The organism is Microbacterium sp. 22242 (genome assembly GCF_052045495.1).
In the GTDB taxonomy this organism is placed as follows: domain Bacteria; phylum Actinomycetota; class Actinomycetes; order Actinomycetales; family Microbacteriaceae; genus Microbacterium.
In genome coordinates, this window is record NZ_JBQEOZ010000021.1 from 1 (window position 1) to 18,114 (window position 18,114).

17 protein-coding genes are annotated in these 18,114 nt (G+C 71.3%); 8 read left to right on the top strand and 9 right to left on the bottom strand.

What is annotated here, in order from left to right; all coding sequences use genetic code 11:
- Window positions 1-239 precede the first annotated feature (239 nt).
- Complete coding sequence (gene secA, locus ACTJJZ_RS16690) at window positions 240-3,041, top strand: preprotein translocase subunit SecA (RefSeq protein ID WP_440722314.1); 2,802 nt, start codon at window positions 240-242, stop codon at window positions 3,039-3,041.
- Window positions 3,042-3,110: 69 nt separating this feature from the next.
- Here secA and ACTJJZ_RS16695 read toward each other — a convergent pair whose 3' ends face one another.
- The 5 genes from ACTJJZ_RS16695 to ACTJJZ_RS16715 are packed head-to-tail and all read right to left on the bottom strand — an operon-like array spanning window position 3,111 to window position 8,979.
- Entirely contained in the window at window positions 3,111-4,544 is a 1,434-nt protein-coding gene (locus tag ACTJJZ_RS16695; protein ID WP_440722315.1) for a DUF1116 domain-containing protein, read from the bottom strand.
- On the bottom strand, window positions 4,544-6,091 hold the full coding sequence (gene fdrA / locus ACTJJZ_RS16700) for an acyl-CoA synthetase FdrA (protein WP_440722316.1): 1,548 nt from the start codon (window positions 6,089-6,091) through the stop codon (window positions 4,544-4,546). The genes ACTJJZ_RS16695 and fdrA overlap by 1 nt, the downstream gene beginning before the upstream one ends.
- 19 nt (window positions 6,092-6,110) lie before the next feature.
- Complete coding sequence (locus tag ACTJJZ_RS16705; protein WP_440722317.1) at window positions 6,111-6,734, bottom strand: ankyrin repeat domain-containing protein; 624 nt, start codon at window positions 6,732-6,734, stop codon at window positions 6,111-6,113.
- Window positions 6,731-8,026, bottom strand: a complete 1,296-nt coding sequence (locus ACTJJZ_RS16710) for a purine-cytosine permease family protein (RefSeq protein ID WP_440722318.1) — start codon at window positions 8,024-8,026, stop codon at window positions 6,731-6,733. Before ACTJJZ_RS16710 ends, ACTJJZ_RS16705 begins: the two co-directional genes overlap by 4 nt.
- Complete coding sequence (locus ACTJJZ_RS16715) at window positions 8,023-8,979, bottom strand: oxamate carbamoyltransferase subunit AllH family protein (RefSeq protein ID WP_440722319.1); 957 nt, start codon at window positions 8,977-8,979, stop codon at window positions 8,023-8,025. Before ACTJJZ_RS16715 ends, ACTJJZ_RS16710 begins: the two co-directional genes overlap by 4 nt.
- 153 nt (window positions 8,980-9,132) lie before the next feature.
- Between ACTJJZ_RS16715 and ACTJJZ_RS16720 the strand changes: the two genes are divergently transcribed.
- The 3 genes from ACTJJZ_RS16720 (at window position 9,133) to ACTJJZ_RS16730 (ending at window position 12,150) form a co-directional block, all read left to right on the top strand.
- On the top strand, window positions 9,133-10,080 hold the full coding sequence (locus ACTJJZ_RS16720; protein ID WP_440722320.1) for a carbamate kinase: 948 nt from the start codon (window positions 9,133-9,135) through the stop codon (window positions 10,078-10,080).
- Window positions 10,081-10,131: 51 nt separating this feature from the next.
- Window positions 10,132-10,830 carry a GntR family transcriptional regulator gene (locus ACTJJZ_RS16725; RefSeq protein WP_440722321.1) on the top strand — a complete coding sequence of 233 codons (699 nt, stop codon included), beginning with the start codon at window positions 10,132-10,134 and terminating at the stop codon, window positions 10,828-10,830.
- Between the two features lie 96 nt (window positions 10,831-10,926).
- Window positions 10,927-12,150, top strand: coding sequence for a pyridoxal phosphate-dependent aminotransferase (locus tag ACTJJZ_RS16730; protein ID WP_440722322.1), 1,224 nt, complete (start codon window positions 10,927-10,929; stop codon window positions 12,148-12,150).
- A gap of 4 nt (window positions 12,151-12,154) precedes the next feature.
- Here ACTJJZ_RS16730 and ACTJJZ_RS16735 read toward each other — a convergent pair whose 3' ends face one another.
- On the bottom strand, window positions 12,155-13,402 hold the full coding sequence (locus ACTJJZ_RS16735; protein WP_440722323.1) for an AAA family ATPase: 1,248 nt from the start codon (window positions 13,400-13,402) through the stop codon (window positions 12,155-12,157).
- Window positions 13,399-14,013 (bottom strand): SAF domain-containing protein, encoded by a 615-nt coding sequence (locus tag ACTJJZ_RS16740; protein WP_440722324.1) that lies wholly within the window; start codon window positions 14,011-14,013, stop codon window positions 13,399-13,401. Before ACTJJZ_RS16740 ends, ACTJJZ_RS16735 begins: the two co-directional genes overlap by 4 nt.
- Window positions 14,014-14,110: 97 nt before the next feature.
- Here ACTJJZ_RS16740 and ACTJJZ_RS16745 point away from each other — a divergent pair, with 97 nt between their 5' ends.
- Window positions 14,111-14,389, top strand: a complete 279-nt coding sequence (locus ACTJJZ_RS16745; protein ID WP_440722325.1) for a helix-turn-helix domain-containing protein — start codon at window positions 14,111-14,113, stop codon at window positions 14,387-14,389.
- 20 nt (window positions 14,390-14,409) lie between these two features.
- Here ACTJJZ_RS16745 and ACTJJZ_RS16750 read toward each other — a convergent pair whose 3' ends face one another.
- Entirely contained in the window at window positions 14,410-15,009 is a 600-nt protein-coding gene (locus ACTJJZ_RS16750; RefSeq protein WP_440722326.1) for a hypothetical protein, read from the bottom strand.
- A 139-nt stretch (window positions 15,010-15,148) separates the two neighbouring features.
- On the opposite strand from ACTJJZ_RS16750, the gene ACTJJZ_RS16755 reads away from it, so the two are divergent.
- Both ACTJJZ_RS16755 and ACTJJZ_RS16760 read left to right on the top strand, forming a co-directional pair.
- The gene (locus ACTJJZ_RS16755; RefSeq protein WP_440722347.1) at window positions 15,149-15,532 is read left to right on the top strand and encodes an Rv3235 family protein; all 384 of its coding nucleotides are present in this window, start codon (window positions 15,149-15,151) and stop codon (window positions 15,530-15,532) included.
- A 65-nt stretch (window positions 15,533-15,597) separates the two neighbouring features.
- Window positions 15,598-17,082 (top strand): sensor histidine kinase, encoded by a 1,485-nt coding sequence (locus tag ACTJJZ_RS16760; RefSeq protein ID WP_440722327.1) that lies wholly within the window; start codon window positions 15,598-15,600, stop codon window positions 17,080-17,082.
- Between the two features lie 60 nt (window positions 17,083-17,142).
- On the opposite strand, the gene ACTJJZ_RS16765 is transcribed toward ACTJJZ_RS16760, so the two are convergent.
- Window positions 17,143-17,391: a WhiB family transcriptional regulator gene (locus ACTJJZ_RS16765; RefSeq protein WP_308490387.1), complete on the bottom strand. Its 249-nt coding sequence runs from the start codon at window positions 17,389-17,391 to the stop codon at window positions 17,143-17,145.
- Between the two features lie 248 nt (window positions 17,392-17,639).
- Between ACTJJZ_RS16765 and ACTJJZ_RS16770 the strand changes: the two genes are divergently transcribed.
- Window positions 17,640-18,065, top strand: coding sequence for a hypothetical protein (locus tag ACTJJZ_RS16770; RefSeq protein ID WP_440722328.1), 426 nt, complete (start codon window positions 17,640-17,642; stop codon window positions 18,063-18,065).
- Window positions 18,066-18,114: the final 49 nt, after the last annotated feature.

Sequence of the window (18,114 nt, forward strand, 5' to 3'; positions counted from 1 at the left end):
CTACATCGACAAACCACCCGCACCCGTCACCTTCACCATCGACGATTCACACGCCGATCCGCCACCCGACCACGAACCGGCGCCGTTCTGACCAAGCCGGGCACACCACTGCTCCGATCGGCGCCTCGTCCCACGGGATCGACAGGTCACAGCCCGGTAACATGAGTGCGTGTGCCGTGCGCTCGTCGCGCGCGGGCCCCGAAACAGATCGGGCACAGACCACTAGGGAGATGGAATCCGTGGCGAATCCTCTTGAGAAGCTCCTCCGCGCAGGCGAGGGGCGGATCCTGCGCCGCCTCGGCGGCGTCGTCAAGGCCGTGAACGCGCTCGAGGACGACTTCGCCAAGCTCAGCGATGAGGACCTCCGCAACGAGACGGCGGAGCTGCGGGCGCGCTTCGAGAAGGGCGAGACTCTCGATCAGCTCATGCCCGAGGCCTTCGCCGCCGTGCGCGAAGCCGGCAAGCGCACGCTCGGCATGCGCGCCTACGACGTCCAGATCATGGGCGGCGCGGCGCTGCACGAGGGCAACATCGCCGAGATGAAGACCGGTGAGGGCAAGACGCTCGTCGCGACCTTCCCCTCCTACCTGAACGCGATCGCCGGCAAGGGCGTGCACGTCATCACGGTGAACGACTTCCTCGCGACCTACCAGTCCGAGCTGATGGGCCGCGTCTACCGCGCGCTCGGCATGACCACCGGCGTGATCGTCTCCGGGCAGACCCCCGAGGTCCGTCGCGAGCAGTACGCGGCCGACATCACGTACGGCACCAACAACGAGTTCGGCTTCGACTACCTCCGCGACAACATGGCGTGGCGCAGCGAGGACCTCGTGCAGCGCGGGCACTTCTTCGCGATCGTCGACGAGGTCGACTCGATCCTCATCGACGAGGCCCGCACCCCGCTCATCATCTCCGGGCCGTCGTCCGGCGAGGCGAACCGCTGGTTCGCCGAGTTCGCGAAGATCGCGCGCACGCTCGAGCCCGACGTGGACTACGAGGTCGACGAGAAGAAGCGCACCGTCGGCGTGCTCGAGCCCGGCATCGAGAAGGTCGAGGACTACCTCGGCATCGACAACCTGTACGAGTCGGCGAACACCCCGCTCATCTCGTTCCTGAACAACTCGATCAAGGCGCTCGCCCTGTTCAAGCGAGACACCGACTACGTCGTCATGAACGACGAGGTCATGATCGTCGACGAGCACACCGGCCGCATCCTGGTCGGACGCCGCTACAACGAGGGCATCCACCAGGCCATCGAGGCGAAGGAGGGCGTGCCGGTCAAGGCCGAGAACCAGACCCTCGCCACGGTCACCCTGCAGAACTACTTCCGCCTCTACGAGAAGCTCGCCGGCATGACCGGCACCGCCGACACCGAGGCCGCCGAGTTCATGTCGACGTACAAGCTCGGCGTCGTGCCGATCCCGACGAACAAGCCGATGATCCGCACCGACAAGCCCGATCTCGTCTACAAGAACGAGACGGCGAAGTTCGCGCAGGTCGTCGAGGACATCGCGCGACGGCACGAGAACGGACAGCCGGTCCTGGTCGGCACGGTCAGCGTCGAGAAGAGCGAGTACCTCTCCCGCCTGCTGGCCAAGAAGGGCATCAAGCACGAGGTCCTGAACGCCAAGAACCACGCACGCGAGGCCGAGATCGTCGCCCGCGCCGGCCGGCTGGGCGCGGTCACCGTGGCCACCAACATGGCCGGCCGCGGCACCGACATCATGCTCGGCGGAAACGCCGAGTTCCTCGCGGTGCAGGAGCTCAAGGCCAAGGGCCTGGATCCGGTCGAGACGCCGGACGAGTACGAGGCGGCCTGGGACGAGACGTACGAGGCCATGAAGGCGAAGGTCGCGGTCGAGGCCGAGAAGGTCGTCGACGCCGGCGGCCTGTACGTCCTCGGCACCGAGCGCCACGAGTCGCGTCGCATCGACAACCAGCTGCGCGGCCGCTCCGGCCGTCAGGGCGACCCCGGCGAGAGCCGGTTCTACCTGAGCCTCACCGACGACCTGATGCGGCTGTTCCAGCAGGGCGCCGCGGAGGCGATCCTGGCCCGCACCAACTTCCCCGAGGACATGCCGATCGAGTCTGGTCTGGTCACCAGGGCGATCCGCAGCGCGCAGAGCCAGGTCGAGGCGCGCAACGCCGAGATGCGCAAGAACGTGCTGAAGTACGACGACGTGCTGAACCGGCAGCGCGAGGCGATCTACGCCGACCGGCGGCACATCCTGGAGGGCGATGACATCGCCGACCGGGTGCGGCACTTCATCGAGGACGCGATCAGCGCGATCGTCGACGACCACACGTCCGAGGGGCACACCGAGAGCTGGGACTTCGACAGCCTGTGGACCGAGCTGAAGACCCTGTACCCGGTGGACGTGACGATCGACGAGGTCGTCGCCGAGGCCGGCGGACGCAAGGGCGGGATCACGGCCGAGGGGCTCAAGCGCGAGCTGATCTCGGACGCCATGGTCGCCTACGAGAAGCGCGAGGGCTCGCTCGGCGAGGCCGCGACGCGCGAGCTCGAGCGGCGCGTGGTACTGCAGGTGCTGGACCGCCGCTGGCGCGACCACCTGTACGAGATGGACTACCTCAAGGACGGCATCGGCCTGCGCGCGATGGCGCAGCGCGACCCGCTCGTCGAATACCAGCGCGAGGGCTACTCCATGTTCCAGGCCATGATGGGCCAGATCAAGGAGGAGTCGGTCGGCTACCTCTACAACCTCGAGGTCGAGGTGCGCCGAGCCGGCGACGAGGGCATCACCGAGGTCGAGGCCAAGGGTCTCGCCGACTCCGCCGGGGACCAGCGCCTGGAGTACTCGGCGCCCAACGACGCCGGCGACGTCGAGGTCCGCAACGACCGCGGCCAGGTGCAGCAGGCGGCGACGGATCGGCTGCGCCAGGCGGCCGCCCGCGCCGAGGCCGAGGCCGCCGAGCACGAGGAGGCACCGGCCCGTGGCGCCTTCGGGCAGCGCGTCGACGGCGGTCAGGCCGCTGCGTCGAACCGCGCCGAGCGCCGCGCGCAGGGCAAGAAGAAGTAACCGCGTCCGCGGATGGACGAGCAAGGGCGGCACCCGCGGGTGCCGCCCTTCCTCGTCCGCCGCGCCTGCTCAGCGCGCGGCTCCGGCGATGCGGTCGGCGAGCGCGACGAGCGCCTGCTGGAACGCCTCGATCGGCGGGTGGGTGATGCCGGCGCCGATCATGCCGATGCCCGGATCCTTGTGCGCGATCGCGGTGTTGATGATCGGCAGGATTCCGGTCTCCATGACCTTGCGCACGTCGATGCCGGTGGGAACGCCCATGAAGTCGAGCGCAGGGATCGTCACGTTCGGGTTGCTGCCGGTCGTGATGGCGTTCATCGTGCGCGAGTAGCCCATGGCCTCGTCCACGGTCCCGCCGACGAGCGCGACGATCGCGGGAGCGGCGGCCATCGCGAACCCGCCGATGCCGAACGTCTCGGTGATCGCGGAGTCGCCCATGTCGAGGCCCGAGTCCGCGGGCGTGTAGCCGGCGAACATCGGGCCGATCACCTGCTGCGCGGGACCGGTGAACCACTGGCCTCCGGTGCCGGACACGCGGATGCCGAAGTCGACGCCGTTGCGGGCCATCGTGGTCACCACGGTGGAGTTCTCGATGCCGTTCGCGGCGTCCAGGGACGCCTTCGCGGTGACCATCCAGGTCGGGCCGGAGAAGTAGTCCGACGAAGCGACGAAGTCGAACACCTCGCGCTTCTCCTTCGTCGTGAAGTCCGTCTCCAGGATGTACGGCGCGAGCGCCTGGATCAGCAGGGTGGTGCCGGCCACGTTGCGGTTGTGCGCCTCGTCGCCCATGTGCAGCGCCTGGGACAGCATGAGCCGCAGGTCGATGCCGTCCGTGTTGAGCTGCATCGCCCCGGCGAGCACCGGCCCGAAGACGTCGCGCATCCAATTCAGCCGGTCGATGACGGACTGGTCGTTGGCGCCGAAGCGCAGGATCTTCGACAGCTGCTCGGACAGGTTCGTGAACGCCAGGTTCCCGTGCGTGCGGTCGCGGACCTGATGCACCCACATGCTCGCACTGGTGACGCCGGCCATGGAGCCGACGGACTGGTGCTCGTGGCAGGGCGAGAAGGTGATCTCGCCGGACCCGGCGAGCTCGAACGCCTCGTCCAGGTCCTTCGCCAGTCCCTCGAAGACCAGGGCTCCGGTGACGGCGCCCTTCATCGGCCCGGACATGCGGGCGAACTCGATCGGCGGGCCGGCGTGCAGGATCGTCGTCTTCGTCATCCCGGGGACCGTGTCGATCGCCTGGCCGAAGCCCTCCAGGAACGGCTGCGCGGAAAGGATCCGGCTCAGCGCCTCCTGATTGGCGGCCTCGATCCTCTCCGCGATCGCCCGATCCTCCAGCCGGCCGAGCGCGGCGACGACCTCGGGGTCCCCGCCGCCCGGCGGAGCCCAGTCCATCAGCACGGGGTTCACGCCCTGCGCTCGCAGGTCGTCGGCGAACATGTCGAGGCCGAGGTTGACCGGCCTCAGCGGCGAGGCGAACAGCTCGTCGATGCTCATCAGTTGTCACCCTTCGCGACGAATTCGCGGGCCAGCAGCCCGAGGTTGGTGGACGAGGAGGCGACCGTGACGCCCGCCGCCTCGAGCTGCGCGACCTGGCCGGCGATCGCCGGGGTGTCCAGGTCGGTGCCGAGCACATAGCCGAGGATCTCGAGATGCTGCCCGCGCGCGGCCGCCTTCGCCTTGGCCTCCTGGATCGCGGGGACGGTGACGCCCACCGGGTCCTGGTGCGAGCCGAAGCCGAGGATGAAGTCCATCGCGATCACGCCCACGGTCGGGTCGTCGGCCTCCTGCACCAGGCGCTGCAGGCGCAGCGACGGATCGATCATCGGGTGCGGACGCCCGTTGGTGAAGTCGTCGTCGCCCATGTCCAGGAAGGTGTGCGCGCGAGAGGCATCCATCGCGCCGATCCGGTGGGCGGGATCCTTCTGGATGTTCGAGTACACGTCGTCGAAGACGTCCAGCGCTGCGAACATCGCCTCGTCGCAGAGCGTCCCGCCGCAGAACAGGCCGCGCACGTACTTCTGCTCGGGGGCGAGCCGGGCGCGCACCTCGGCGATGAGCGGCTGGTTCAGCGGGTGCGTGTCGAGCGTCGACTCGTCGATGCCGCTCGCCACGACCGCCGCGATCGCGGTCGGCTTGGTGCCGGAGACGAGGGTCACGTTGTCGTGGCCGCTCTCGGTCCGGTCGGACCCGAGGAAGGTGACGACGACCGGCTTCGAGGCGGCTCCCGCGGCGGCGAGGACCTTGTCGGCCACCTCCTCGGCGGGCGGCTTGGACACCACGACGATGACGTCGGTCTCGGGGTCCGCGTCGAGGGCGGCGATGCCGTCGATCATCGAGATGCCGCCGATCTCCGTGCTGAGGTCGCGGCCGCCGGTGCCGATCAGCTGCGAGACGCCGCCGCCGAACTCGTGGATCCGCACCGACAGCTCCTGGCTGCCCGTGCCGGAGGCGCCGACGATCCCGATCGAGCCGCGGCGCACCGCGTTCGCGAACGCGAGACCGACCCCGTTGATGATCGCGGTGCCGCAGTCCGGGCCCATCACCAGGAGCCCGTTCTCGTGGGCGAGGGTCTTCAGCGCGAGCTCGTCCTGCACGGGCACGTTGTCGGAGAAGATCATCACGTGCTTGCCCGCGTCCAGAGCCTTGCCGGCCTCGCGGGCCGCGTACGCGCCGTTCACGGAGATGAGCACGAGGTTGCTGTCCGGCTCCTCCGCGAAGGCGCGGTCGAGGGTGCGATAGCGCACCTCGGACGTCCCCGAACCGCCCTTGTCCTTGCGCGCGAGGATGTCGTCGACGGCCGCGATCGCCGTCCCGATCGTGTCCTCGGACGCGTCGATCACGACCATGAGGTCGCTCGGCTTCGCCGCGTCGATCGCCGGATCCTGCACCCCGACGTTGAGCAGCACCTCCTTGTTCATCGGCGTCGCCATCCCGAGCAGCGCCTGGGTGACGCCCTCGACCGCGTTCGCCCTGGTGCTCATGGACATGAGCGACACGGAGTCGAGGTAGGTGTTCTTCCTGATGTCGATATGCCTGGTCATCGTGGTCCCTTCGGGTGTCTCAGGCGGCGTGGCGCTCGAGGATGCGGACGATCTCGTCGTAGCCGCGCTCCCGCGCCAGCTCGACGGGCGGCACGCCCCACGGATCCGGCATCCCCGGCTTCGCGCCGTGCGCGAGCAGCAGTTCGACGATCTGCTGCCGCACCGGACCGCCGTCGCCGAGGATGATCGTCTCGATGAGCGCGGTCCAGCCGAGGTTGTTGGTGTGGTTGACGTTGATGCGCGTGTTCTCCAGCAGGTAGCGCACCACCTCGAGGTGGCCCTTCTCGGCCGCGGGGGTGAGGCCGTTGCCGCCCATCCGGGTGAGCCGCTTCAGATCCGCGCCGGCTTCGACCATGGTCTGCACGAGCGGGAGGTCGTCGTGGATGCAGCCGAACAGGAACGGGTTGGCGCAGGTCTGGTCTTGCGCATCGACGTCGACGCCCTCCGCGATGAGGGCGCGGACGACCTCGAGGTGCCCCGCGCGGGCGGCGAGCAGGATCGCGCTGGCCTCCTCCCGGTCCATGGCGTCCTTGCCGGCGCCTTCGGCCAGGGCGGCGCGCACGCCGCCCAGGTCTCCGGCCGCCGCGGCGGCGAGGAAGCGCTCGTCGGCGCTGCGCGGGCCGGCGGTCACGGGACTGCTCATCGTGCGGTCTCCTTCGCGTGCGTGATCTGGTCCAGGAGGAGATAGGCGACGCAGCCGACGATGAGGCCGACCACGGCGTCCGAGAGCACAGGGGCGAAGAAGTGCGACAGCAGCGCCGCACCCGCGCCGATCGCCCAGGCCACGAGAGCGGTCCAGCGCACCCGCTGCGGAGCGCGCCCGGCGTTGCGCCTGCCGAGGATGATCTGGTCCGCGATCAGCACGGCCCCGAGCGGCGGCACGAGGACCCCGAGCAGGACCAGCCAGTTCACGAAGTAGTGCCAGGCGCCGAGCACCGCCACCAGCGTGCCGATCACGCCGAGGATGAGCGTGAGCACGCGCATCCTCGAGCGGGTCAGATGCGACCAGCCCAGGGCGCCGTTGTAGAGGCAGTGCGTGCACACCGAGCCCAGGTTGATCACGACGAACAGGAGGAGGAACACGTCCAGGATCGGGTTGTGCGTGCTGGTCAGGATCGGCGCGAAGTTGCCGCCGTTCGCCGCCGGCATCGCGATCGCCCCCGCGGCGACGAACAGGGCGCCGCTGAGCTGCGCGACCAGGCTGGCGATCGGGAAGGCTGTCACGGTCGCCAGCACGGCCTGCTTGCCGGTGCGTGCCCAGCGGGTGAAGTCCGCGGTCATCGTCCCGGAGTCGGCGAAGGTCGCCATGATCGCGGTCACCGCGACGCCGAACGACATGGCACCGCCGCCCACGCCCCGGTAGCCGAAGACGGCGGAGAAGTCGTGGTTCTGCGCGGCGATCGTGATCGCGATGAGGACGGCGGCGATGAACAGCGGCGCGGCGATCGAGCCGAGCACCGAGAGCGCGCGGATGCCGAGGTAGGTGATGGCGATGAACACGAGGCCCGCGAGCCCGGCGATCAGCGTCTCGTTCCAGCCGAACGCGGTGCTCAGGCTGTCGCCGGTCGCGCCCGTGTTGAACGCGAACCAGCCGACCACGACCGTGGACAGGAAGCCGGAGGCGACCGCGTAGCCCGCCGTGCCGAATGTCTCGGTCGCCTGCAGTGCGAAGCTCTTGCCTGTGCGGCCCGCGCGCCAGCTGAGCAGGCTGACGTAGACGAACATGATCGCGTTGGCGGTGAGGATCGCGGCGACGCCGGGCCAGAAGCCGAGCATCGCGACGACGAGTCCTCCCGGCACGGCGTTGGTGAGGATCATCGGGAAGCCGAACCAGACCGCCGAGACGGTGAAGAGCGACTTGCGATGGCTCAGCGGCACCGGCTCGTGCTCGAACTCGGCGGTGCTGCTCTCTGCAGGAGGGGCGGTCTTGGTCATCTCGCGGTTTCCTTCGGATAGGTCCCGGACGTCGGCGTCGCGGGCACGGGGTCGGGGAGGGCGCGCAGCGCGGCCTCGGTGCGCAGGGCGAGCCGGACGCCGGTGAGGATGTCCGCGCCAGAGGTGTGGCCGATCGCCGCGATGCGGCGGGCGGCGGGATCGATGCCTGCGCCGTCGTCGCCGTCGTCGCCGATGGCCAGCGCCAGGTCGTGCAGGGCCCTGGTCGCGCGCGCCTGCAGTGCGTGGCGCACCGTCACGACGCTCAGCAGCGTGGTCCGGTCGGCGCCGTTCTCCAGGGCAGCTGCGAGCGAGGCGACGGCGCTGCGCAGCCGCATGCCGTGCTGGGCGCTCAGGAAGGCGAGCCCGGTCAGCACGTCGTCGCCCGAGGGGGTGAGGCCCTCGCCGAGACCGAGCAGAGGGGTCGCTGCGGCGGTGATCCCGGCAGGATCGCCCTGCAGCAGCGCCTCGCCGAGATCCTGCACGCACTCCTCGAGCAGAGCCGCGGCGGCACGGCCGAACGCGCTCTGCCCGGTCGGCCGGGGGAGCATCGAGATCCGCGCCTCCGCACGCAGCAGCCGGTCGGGGGAGAGCGTGCACAGGCAGGCCTCGGCAGCCGTCCAGGCGGTCGCGGAGCCGGTGAGCACCGTGATCGGCCCGCTCGCGGTCTCGATGCGGAAGCCGCCGGGCTCGATCCGCACCTCATCTCCCTGCCGCGCCAGTGCCGTCCAGTCCTCGACGGGGACGCGGACGGTGGCGGGGGCGTCTTCCAGGCCGGAGGAGACCAGCGCGATCAGCTCGTCGCCGATGCGCAGGTTCAGCGCGCGGCGGTGCACGGAGTGCACGACGGCCGGGAGGCGGGAGAACGCGTCATCGGCCGCGTGCGCGAGCGTCTCCGCAAGCGCGGCATCCCAGGTGAGGGCGCGCACGGCGACCGGGGTGGCGACGGGGGTCATCGTCTTCTCTCTGCAGCGCCTCCGAGGGCTCGCGCAGGACGATCCGGGGGAGGGAGTTCCATCTTCTGAGAAATGTATACCATCGTTTGAAATGGAGTACCATTTCCCCACCGCACACCGGCCGCCCCGCGGCCTCAGCAGAGGAGAGACCAGATGCGCGTCGTAGTGGCACTCGGGGGCAACGCCCTCGCCCGGCGGGGCGAGCCGATGACGGCCGAATATCTTCGGGCCAACGTCAAGTCCGCCTGCGAGGCGCTGGCCTCGTTCGCGCGCGAGAACGAGATGGTGATCACTCACGGCAACGGCCCGCAGGTCGGCCTGCTGGCGCTGCAGAACCTCGCCTACCAGGATGTCGCGGCGTATCCGCTCGACATCCTCGGCGCCGAGACCCAGGGCATGATCGGGTACGTGGTGCAGCAGGAGCTGTCCAACGCGCTGGGCGGCGAGCGCGAGGTCGCCGGGCTCATCACCACCACGGTGGTCGACGAGGCGGATCCGGCCTTCGTCCGCCCGACCAAGCTCATCGGACCGCAGTACTCCGCGAACGACGCGGCGGAGGCAGCGGCGGAATACCGCTGGACGATCGCCAAGGACGGCAACGCGTTCCGACGCGTCGTGCCCTCGCCGGTGCCGGTCTCGATCGTCCAGGCGCCGCTGATCCGCCGGCTGCTCGAGGCCGGAAGTCTCGCAGTGTGCGTCGGCGGCGGAGGCGTGCCGGTCCGCATCGATGCGAAGGGGCGCCATGTCGGGGTGCAGGCGGTCGTGGACAAGGACCTGGCGAGCGCGGCGCTCGCCGAGGACATCCAGGCCGACACCCTCATCATGCTCACGGACGGCGACTACGTGAGCGAGAACTGGGGCACGCCGGAGCAGCGCGACATCCACACGGCATCCGCCGACGCGGTCGCCGCGATGACCTTCGCCGAGGGCTCGATGCAGCCCAAGATCGACGCCGCGATCCGCGTCGCCCGCGCGGGCGGCCGTGCCCTCATCGGCCCTCTGGACCGTCTCGACGACCTGCTCGCCCGCAAGGTCGGCACCGAGATCGTCCCGGCCCTCAAGGAGGGCATCCGCTGGGTGGACCACGCGAAGAAGGCGTGAGGGGTGCGTCGCGGCACCGCGCCGCGTTCCGCATGATGGAAGAATGGCCTCGTGCCTGAAGCGGAAGAACGGCAGCTCGAGTCCACCAGGATCGCGTCCTGGCTGCGTGACGCGATCCTGGACGGCGTGCGCGCGCCGGGGAGCAAACTCGTCGAACGCGACCTCGCGGCCGAGTTCGGCGTGAGCCGCGTGCCGGTCCGCGACGCGCTCAAGATGCTCGTCGCGGAAGGCCTCGTCGACCTGCGCCCGCACACCTGGGCGGTCGTGCGCGAGTTCACCGATGCGGATCTCGCGGATCTCGACGAGGTCCGCGCGGTGCTCGAGCCGCTCGCGTTCCGGCTGGCGGCAGAGCGGCACCGCCGCGACGATCTCGAGCGGCTCAGGCAGTCGCTCGAAGCGGAGGAATCCCGCGGCCTCGCCGGGGACGTGGTCGGCTCGCGCCGGGCCGCCGCCGACTTCCACGAGATCGTCACAGAGCTCGCCGAGAACCGGCTGCTCGGCGACATGATGCGCAGCGTCCGCAGCAGGCTGCGCTGGGCGCTGTCGCAGCACGACGATCTGCGGCACATGAGCGAGGAGCACGTCGTGCTGTACGAGGCGATCCTGTCCCGCGACGGCGACCGGGCCGCCGCGCTGGCCGCCGCGCACGTGCAGAGCAGCCGGCGCGAACGCGCCGCGCACGCCGAGGCCCTGCGCGCGACCGCGCTCCGCTCCGCGGGGACGGATGAGGCGGCCGTCCACGGCCGGTGATCCCGGTCCGCTCCCTGTCGACGTGCGCCGGCGGGCGAGCCTCCGGCGGCGGGGCGCGTGCACGGGGCGGTCGTTCCCGGGCGGTAATCTTGGCCGATGACACCGAGAACCTTCGACCAGTCGTCCAAGCTGAAGAACGTCCTGTACGAGATCCGCGGCAACGCGCTCGTCGAGGCGGCGCGGCTGGAGGCGGCAGGTCACTCGGTGCTGAAGCTGAACACCGGAAACCCGGCGATCTTCGGGTTCGAGGCGCCGCAGCAGATCGTGCGGGACATGCTCGCGACGCTGCCCACCGCGCACGGCTACAGCGAGAGCAAGGGCATCATCTCGGCCCGGCGCGCGGTCGTCAGCCGGTACGAGGAGGTCGAGGGGTTCCCGACGGTGGATCCCGAGGACGTCTACCTCGGCAACGGCGTGTCCGAGCTCATCACGATGACGATGCAGGCGCTGCTCGACGAGGGCGACGAGGTGCTCATCCCCGCCCCCGACTACCCGCTCTGGACCGCGATGACGAGCCTGGCCGGCGGTACGCCCGTGCACTACCTCTGCGACGAGGGGAACGACTGGAACCCCGACCTGGAGGACATCCGCGCCAAGGTCACGCCGCGCACGAAGGCGATCGTGATCATCAACCCGAACAACCCCACCGGGGCGGTGTACTCCCGCGAGGTGCTCGAGGGCATCGTGCAGATCGCCCGGGAGAACGGGCTGCTGCTGCTCTCCGACGAGATCTACGACCGGATCCTGTTCGACGGCGCGCGGCACATCTCCACGGCGACGCTCGCCCCCGACCTGCTCTGTCTGACCTTCAACGGCCTGTCCAAGACGTATCGCGTCGCGGGCTTCCGCTCGGGCTGGCTGGTCATCACCGGGCCCAAGCAGCACGCGAAGGGCTTCATCGAGGGCATCACGCTGCTGGCCTCGACCCGGCTGTGCCCGAACGTGCCGGCGCAGCACGCGGTGCAGGCCGCGCTGTCCGGCGTGCAGTCGATCGAGAGCCTGATCGCGCCGAGCGGCCGCCTGCATCTGCAGCGCGACGCGGCCTGGGAGGGGCTCTCGGCGATCCCGGGCGTGAGCTGCGTGAAGCCGGCCGGCGCGCTGTACGCCTTCCCGCGGCTCGATCCCGAGGTGCACGAGATCCACGACGACGCGCGGCTGATCTACGACCTGCTGGTAGCGGAGCGGATCCTGCTCGTGCAGGGCACCGGGTTCAACTGGCCGACGCCCGACCACCTGCGGGTGGTCACGCTTCCCGAGCCGCGGGTGATCACGGAGGCGATCGAACGCCTCGGCAACTTCCTCGCGAGCTACCGGCAGTAGTCCCTCAGACGGCGGCGGGAGCCCGGCGACGGCGCTCCCGCCGCGTCGGCGGTGCCGCCGCATCCTCTGACCGGACCAGGGTTGCGGCCAGGGTGCGCACGGCTGCCGTGAACGGCGAGCGCCCCGCCACATCCGACACCGGCCGGGCGTGCAGCGCCGCCGCGTCCAGCGCCCGCTGGTCGTACGGCAGGAAGTGCACGTCGCGGATGCCGGAGAAGCGATCCAGCGCGCGGCGGATCTGCCCGCGCGCGTCGATGCCGAGCGGCCCTGGGCGCACCCTGTTCACCGCGACCGTGACCGGGGTGTCGCCGATCTCGGCGCGCAGCTCGGCGTAACCGCGGACGAAGCGGGCGATGCCGAGCGGATCCGCGCTCGCGACCGCCACGATGCGGTCTGCGGCGCGCAGGGCGGCGAGGGTGGCAGCATTGCGGCGCGGACCCGCCAGATCGCTCATGATCTCCTCGTCCGCCTCGAGCGAGGCGGCGACGTCGACCACGGTCACGGTGCTCCACGCCCGGCACGCCTCCAGCGCGTCGTGCACGCGCGGAGCCGAGAGCTCCGGCCAGCGCGCGGGGCGGTTGATCCCCACGAGCACGTCCACGGTCCCGCCGGCGGTCTCCACGGGGCTCGCGAGCCGGCTGAGCTCCGCGCCGTCGAGCAGCCCGAGCTCGGCACGGCGGCAGGCGGCCGCGATGCCGGGGCCGTCGTCGGTGAGGCCGAGCATGAGCGCCAGTGCGGGGGCGTGCGTGTCGGCGTCGACCAGCGCGACGCCGCGATCGGGGGAGGCGAGGGCGGCGGCGAGCTGGACCGCGAGCGTGCTGCGGCCCGGAGCTCCGTGCGGCCCCCACACCGTGACGAGGCGGTTTCCTGCGGGCTCGGCCGTCGCTTCGCCGGCGTCGGCGCCGGGTGCCGCCTCGTGCAGGGCATCCGCGACATCCCACCCGCTCGCCGTCGCGGGCAGCGGCGCGGACAGGCCGTGCCGGCGGGTGAGGCGTTCGGACGCAGGGCCGTCGCCGAGTGTCAGGATGCGGACGCCCGCGCGATCGCAGGCGGTGCGCAGGGCAGCGCTGAGCCAGGCGCGCTCGGCGGGGATCAGCAGCGCGTCCGCCTCGTGCAGCTCCTCGGCGTGCGCGGACAGCTGCGCGGCCTGCTCCGGCGGGATCCGCGCGATCACAGGGACGCCGGCGAGGCCCAGCTCCTCGGCGAGCACCTCCGCCCGGTCGGCCGGCAGCGCGAGCACGATCCCGGTCATGAGCGGCCTCCGACGGGGACGACGGACAGGGACGAGCCGCCGGTCACCGCAGCCAGCACGTCGCCGACCCGGGAGCGCTCGACCACCAGCTCGAGGCTCGTGCTCTTCGCCGCGAGCGGCCCGTCGTCACGATCGATCGACGCCACCGTCGCCTCGGAGAGCAGGATCCGGGGCTCCGCGAACCCCTTGCCGTCCTGACGCGGCGCCGCGGCCCAGACCTCGACCACGGCACCGGCGCCGAGCGATGCGGGCACGCGCACCGCGCTCTGCACCACGACCGAGGTCGTCCGGCCCTTGTCGGCGTCCGCGGNCGCCGCGGGCACCAGCTCGCCCTCCGTGATCGTGCGGGTCGCGATCAGTCCGGGATCGAGTGTCGCGGGGGTGAGATACCCGCCGCCGACGGTGCCGAGCGCGACGTCCACCACGCGCACGTCGGCGGAGGTGAGCGGCTCGCCGGGGACGATCGTCCGCACGGCCTGCAGGGCGGGCGTGGTCTGCTTCGCGGCGCCCACGATCAGCCACACGCCCAGGACGGAGGCGACGATCAGGGCCAGGCCGATGAAGAAGCGCAGGTCGGTCCACGGCCGGCGGACGGTTCGTGCGGTGCTCATGCGCACATCGTCACAGAATCGGACGCGTCCGCGGGGAAGTTATCCACAGACGGATCGCCGGGTTCACCGGTGGGCGTGCGGAGAGCACAATGGTGCCATGCCCGATGCCTCCATGCCCGTCCCGCGCCACCTCGCGCCGGCCCAGGTCGCAGAGCTCCTCGACGTGCGCGTGGAGGAGGTCGTCGAGCTCGTCCTGCAGGGCCGGCTCCGGGGCGCGCGCCTGGGCGTGCCGGCCGCGTGGCGGATCGAGGAGCGGAGCATCGCCGAGTACCTCGCGGAGCAGGCGGAGGAGGCCCGGCGGATGGCGCTGTGGCGCCAGGCCAACGCCGCGAGCTTCCCCGAGCTGTGGGGTCCGCCGGCGCGGCTCGGCGACTGACCGCACGCGGTGGGGGGTGCTCAGCCGGACAGGCCGGGAGCGGGACCGTCCGTGCCGACCGACAGCACCGCCGAGAACGGCACGATCCGGAACCCGGTGACCGCCTGCGCACGCCGGGGAGCTCCGGCGTCGTGCAGCGCCAGGTCGAGGTGATCCGCGCCCGCGCGGTCGATGGTCCCGGCGAGCACGGTGCCGGAGCGCGTCCGGACCGTCACGCCGCTGCGGCGGCGGGCCAGATCGCGCAGCACGAACCCGAACGTCATCCGCTCCCGCAGCGGCGACAGCGGCTCGGCGCCGGCGCCGCTGGACAGGAGCGCGCCGTGGTCCAGCGCCCAGGTCTCCACGCCGTGCGCGGGCAGCAGCACGAGACCGCGCGCGTCGAGCGGCTGCAGGCCGGCCCAGTCGGCGCCGACCGCCCGCAGGCGTCCGCGCAGCCGCGTGGAGTCGATGAGCACCGCGGACACGACGGCGCCCTCGCCGGCCAGAGCGCCGAGCCGTGTGCGCAGGTCGAGCCGGGCGATCCGCACCCGTTCCGCCTCGGCGTCGAGAGCGGCGCGCTCCGCCTCCCACCCCGAGGCGATCTGGTCCTCGAGGTCCTCGAACAGCCGCTCCCATTCCATGCGGTCGAGGGTACGGGAACGGCGATCGCGGCATACGGGTTATCCACATTCCTCGGCGGATCCTCCCCACGGAGGCCGCGGATGTGCTCGAATGCCGGTCAGACACGCCGTGACAAGCGACCCGGGGGGACCGCCGATGATGACGCTCGAAGACTTCGCACGACAGCCGACGCCGACGGCCGAGCTGCCCGATCCGACGCCGCTGCTGGAGAGCCTGACCAGGGGCGTGCTCGAGGTGCTGGCCGGAGTCCGGGAGGCGGATCAGCTCGCGCGGTGGTTCACGGAGGATGCGTTCCGCGTGCTGATCGCACGGGCCAATCTGTCCGCCAGGGCACGCAGTGCGCGCGGCGTCGTGCCCACCCGGCCGGTCTACCGGATCCTGTCCACCCGCGCCTCGTCACCCGCGGACGGCGTCGTCGAGGCCACCGTCATCGTGGAGAGCCCCGGCCGCACCCGCGCCGTCGCGATCCGTCTGGAGGGGATGGACCGACGCTGGCGCGTGACCACGCTTGCGGTGCTCTGAGAGAGCTCCCGGCAGCGCCCGCCGCTGCGTGCCGGCACCGCTGCGGCGCCCTCTAGGCTGAGAGGGTGTCGACTCTCAGTGACCTCGCCCAGGCTCAGGGCTGCCTCGCCGATGACGACGTCGAATGGCTGCATCGGCTCGCCGGAGACGGGCAGCTGCTGGCGGATCTGGCGTCGGCCGACATCGTGATCTGGATCGCGACGGCGGACGGATCCTTCGTCGCCGTCGCGCACACCCGTCCGAGCGGCGCGGCCACTCTCTTCTACCGCGACATCGTGGGGGAGCGGGTGCGACCGCAGTGGCGCACCCAGGTGCAGGGCGCGTTCGCGGAGGCCGCGATCGTCGACTCCGCCAACCCGGACTGGTTCGAGGAGACGCCGACCAGGGTCAGGGCGGTGCCGATCGTGCGCATGCGCGCCAAGGACGGCGAGACGGCGACGCCGATCGGCGTGCTCACCCGGCACACCAACCTCGGCGAGGCGCGGACCCCCTCGCGACAGCAGATCACCTTCAACGAGGCGGCGGACGACCTGTTCGGCATGATCTCCGGCGGTGAGTTCCCCGACCCGTCCGCGCCCACCTCGCCCCGCCGCGGCGCCCCGCGTGCGTCCGACGGGCTGATCCGCATCGACGTCGACGGCGTCGTCACGTTCGCGAGCCCGAATGCGCTGTCCGCGTTCAACCGGATGGGCTTCGACGAGGAGCTCGAGGGCGAGTCGCTGGTCGAGGTGACCACGCGGATCGTGCCGCCCGCCCGCCAGGTCGACGAGTCGCTCCCGGTCGTGGTGACCGGCCGGGCGCCCTGGCGCACGGACGTCGAGGCGCGCGGAGTGACGGTGTCGCTGCGGGCCATCCCGCTCAAGGACCACGGCACCCGCATCGGCGCGATCGTGCTGTGCCGGGACGTGTCGGAGCTGCGCCACCAGGAGCAGGAGCTCATCACCAAGGACGCCACGATCCGGGAGATCCACCACCGGGTCAAGAACAACCTGCAGACCGTCGCCTCGCTGCTGCGGATCCAGGCCCGTCGCACGCACTCCGAGGAGGCGCGCGACGCGCTCACCCAGGCCATGCGCCGGGTCGAGTCGATCGCGGTCGTGCACGACACCCTGGCCGGGGGACTGGCGCAGAAGGTGGACTTCGACGAGGTCTTCGCGCGCGTGCTGAAGCTCGTCGCCGAGGTGGCCTCGGCCCCGAACACCCGCGCGCGCACGCAGTCCACCGGTCGTTTCGGCGTGCTGCCCAGCGAATACGCCACCCCGCTCGCGCTCGCGCTCACCGAGGTGGTCACCAACGCCGTCGAGCACGGCCTCGCCGGTCAGGAGGGCGTGGTCACGATCGAGGCGCAGCGCACCGATGAGAACCTGCGGGTGATCGTGAGCGACACCGGGCACGGGCTGCCCGAGGGGCGGATCGGCCAGGGCCTGGGCACGCAGATCATCCGCACGCTCATCCAGGGAGAGCTGGGCGGCACCATCGTCTGGCAGGGCGCGGACGGCGAGGGCACGGTCGTGACCATCGACCTTCCGATGCGCTGGATGAAGGGCTGAGCCAGGCGACGCTCAGCCCGGCGACGCTCAGCCCTCGCGACGACGCCGGGCCGCGGCGGCTCAGCCGGCGCGGCGTGCGCGGGCGGCGCGGCGCTTCAGAGCGCGGCGCTCGTCCTCGCTGAGGCCGCCCCAGACGCCCGAGTCCTGGCTGGTCTCGAGGGCGTACTGCAGGCAGATCTCCGTGACGGTGCAGCGAGCGCAGACGGCCTTCGCCTTCTCGATCTGATCGACGGCCGGTCCGGTGTTCCCGACGGGGAAGAACAGCTCGGGGTCGACAGTGAGACAGGCGGCCTTGTCGCGCCAATCCATGGGGGCTCCTCGTGTGGATGTCGTGAGCACGCGCAGTTCTCGCGTGCTCGGAATTCAAGGCGGCGTTCGGGGGGTCCGTCGTCCTCGGTGTTGCGAGCGGATGCTCGCCCCACGCCGCTGTGGGAGCACATGGCCGTCATCTATTCTCTTACATGAAACGTCTTGTTTCAAGGGTTTTCTGCACGGCGGGTGGATGGACGCCCGACGCGCGATGAACCGCCGCACGAAGAACGAGCCGGGAGCCTGCCATGCGCGCGTCTGCACTGACCACCGCGGCGGCCGCCGTGCTCGCCCTCGAGGCCCTCGCGCTCCTCGTGATCGCCCTGATCGAGGCCTTCGGACTGGGAGCAGGGGATGCGGCCTCGCTGCCGTCCGCCCTCGGGCTGATCGGGCTCACCGCGGTCGGCGCCGTCCTGCTCGGCGCGCTCGCCTTCGCCGTGCTGCGGGGACGCTCGTCCGGACGCAGCGGGGGTCTCGTCGTGCAGATCCTCGCGATCGCGATCGCGCTCAGCTCCCTCGGCGTGCGTCCCTTCCCGGCCGTGTTCGTGTTCTCGCTCGCGATCCCCGGCGCGGTCGGAGCGGTGCTGCTCTTCCTCGTGGCGCGGCGCGAGGGCGCTGCCGCGCGGCGGCAGTTCGCCGAAGGCGACGGCGCCGACGGGCCCGGCCGAGGCTAGTCCGCTGCGACGGGCGGCTTGTCCGATCGGTCCTGTCCGGTGGGGACAT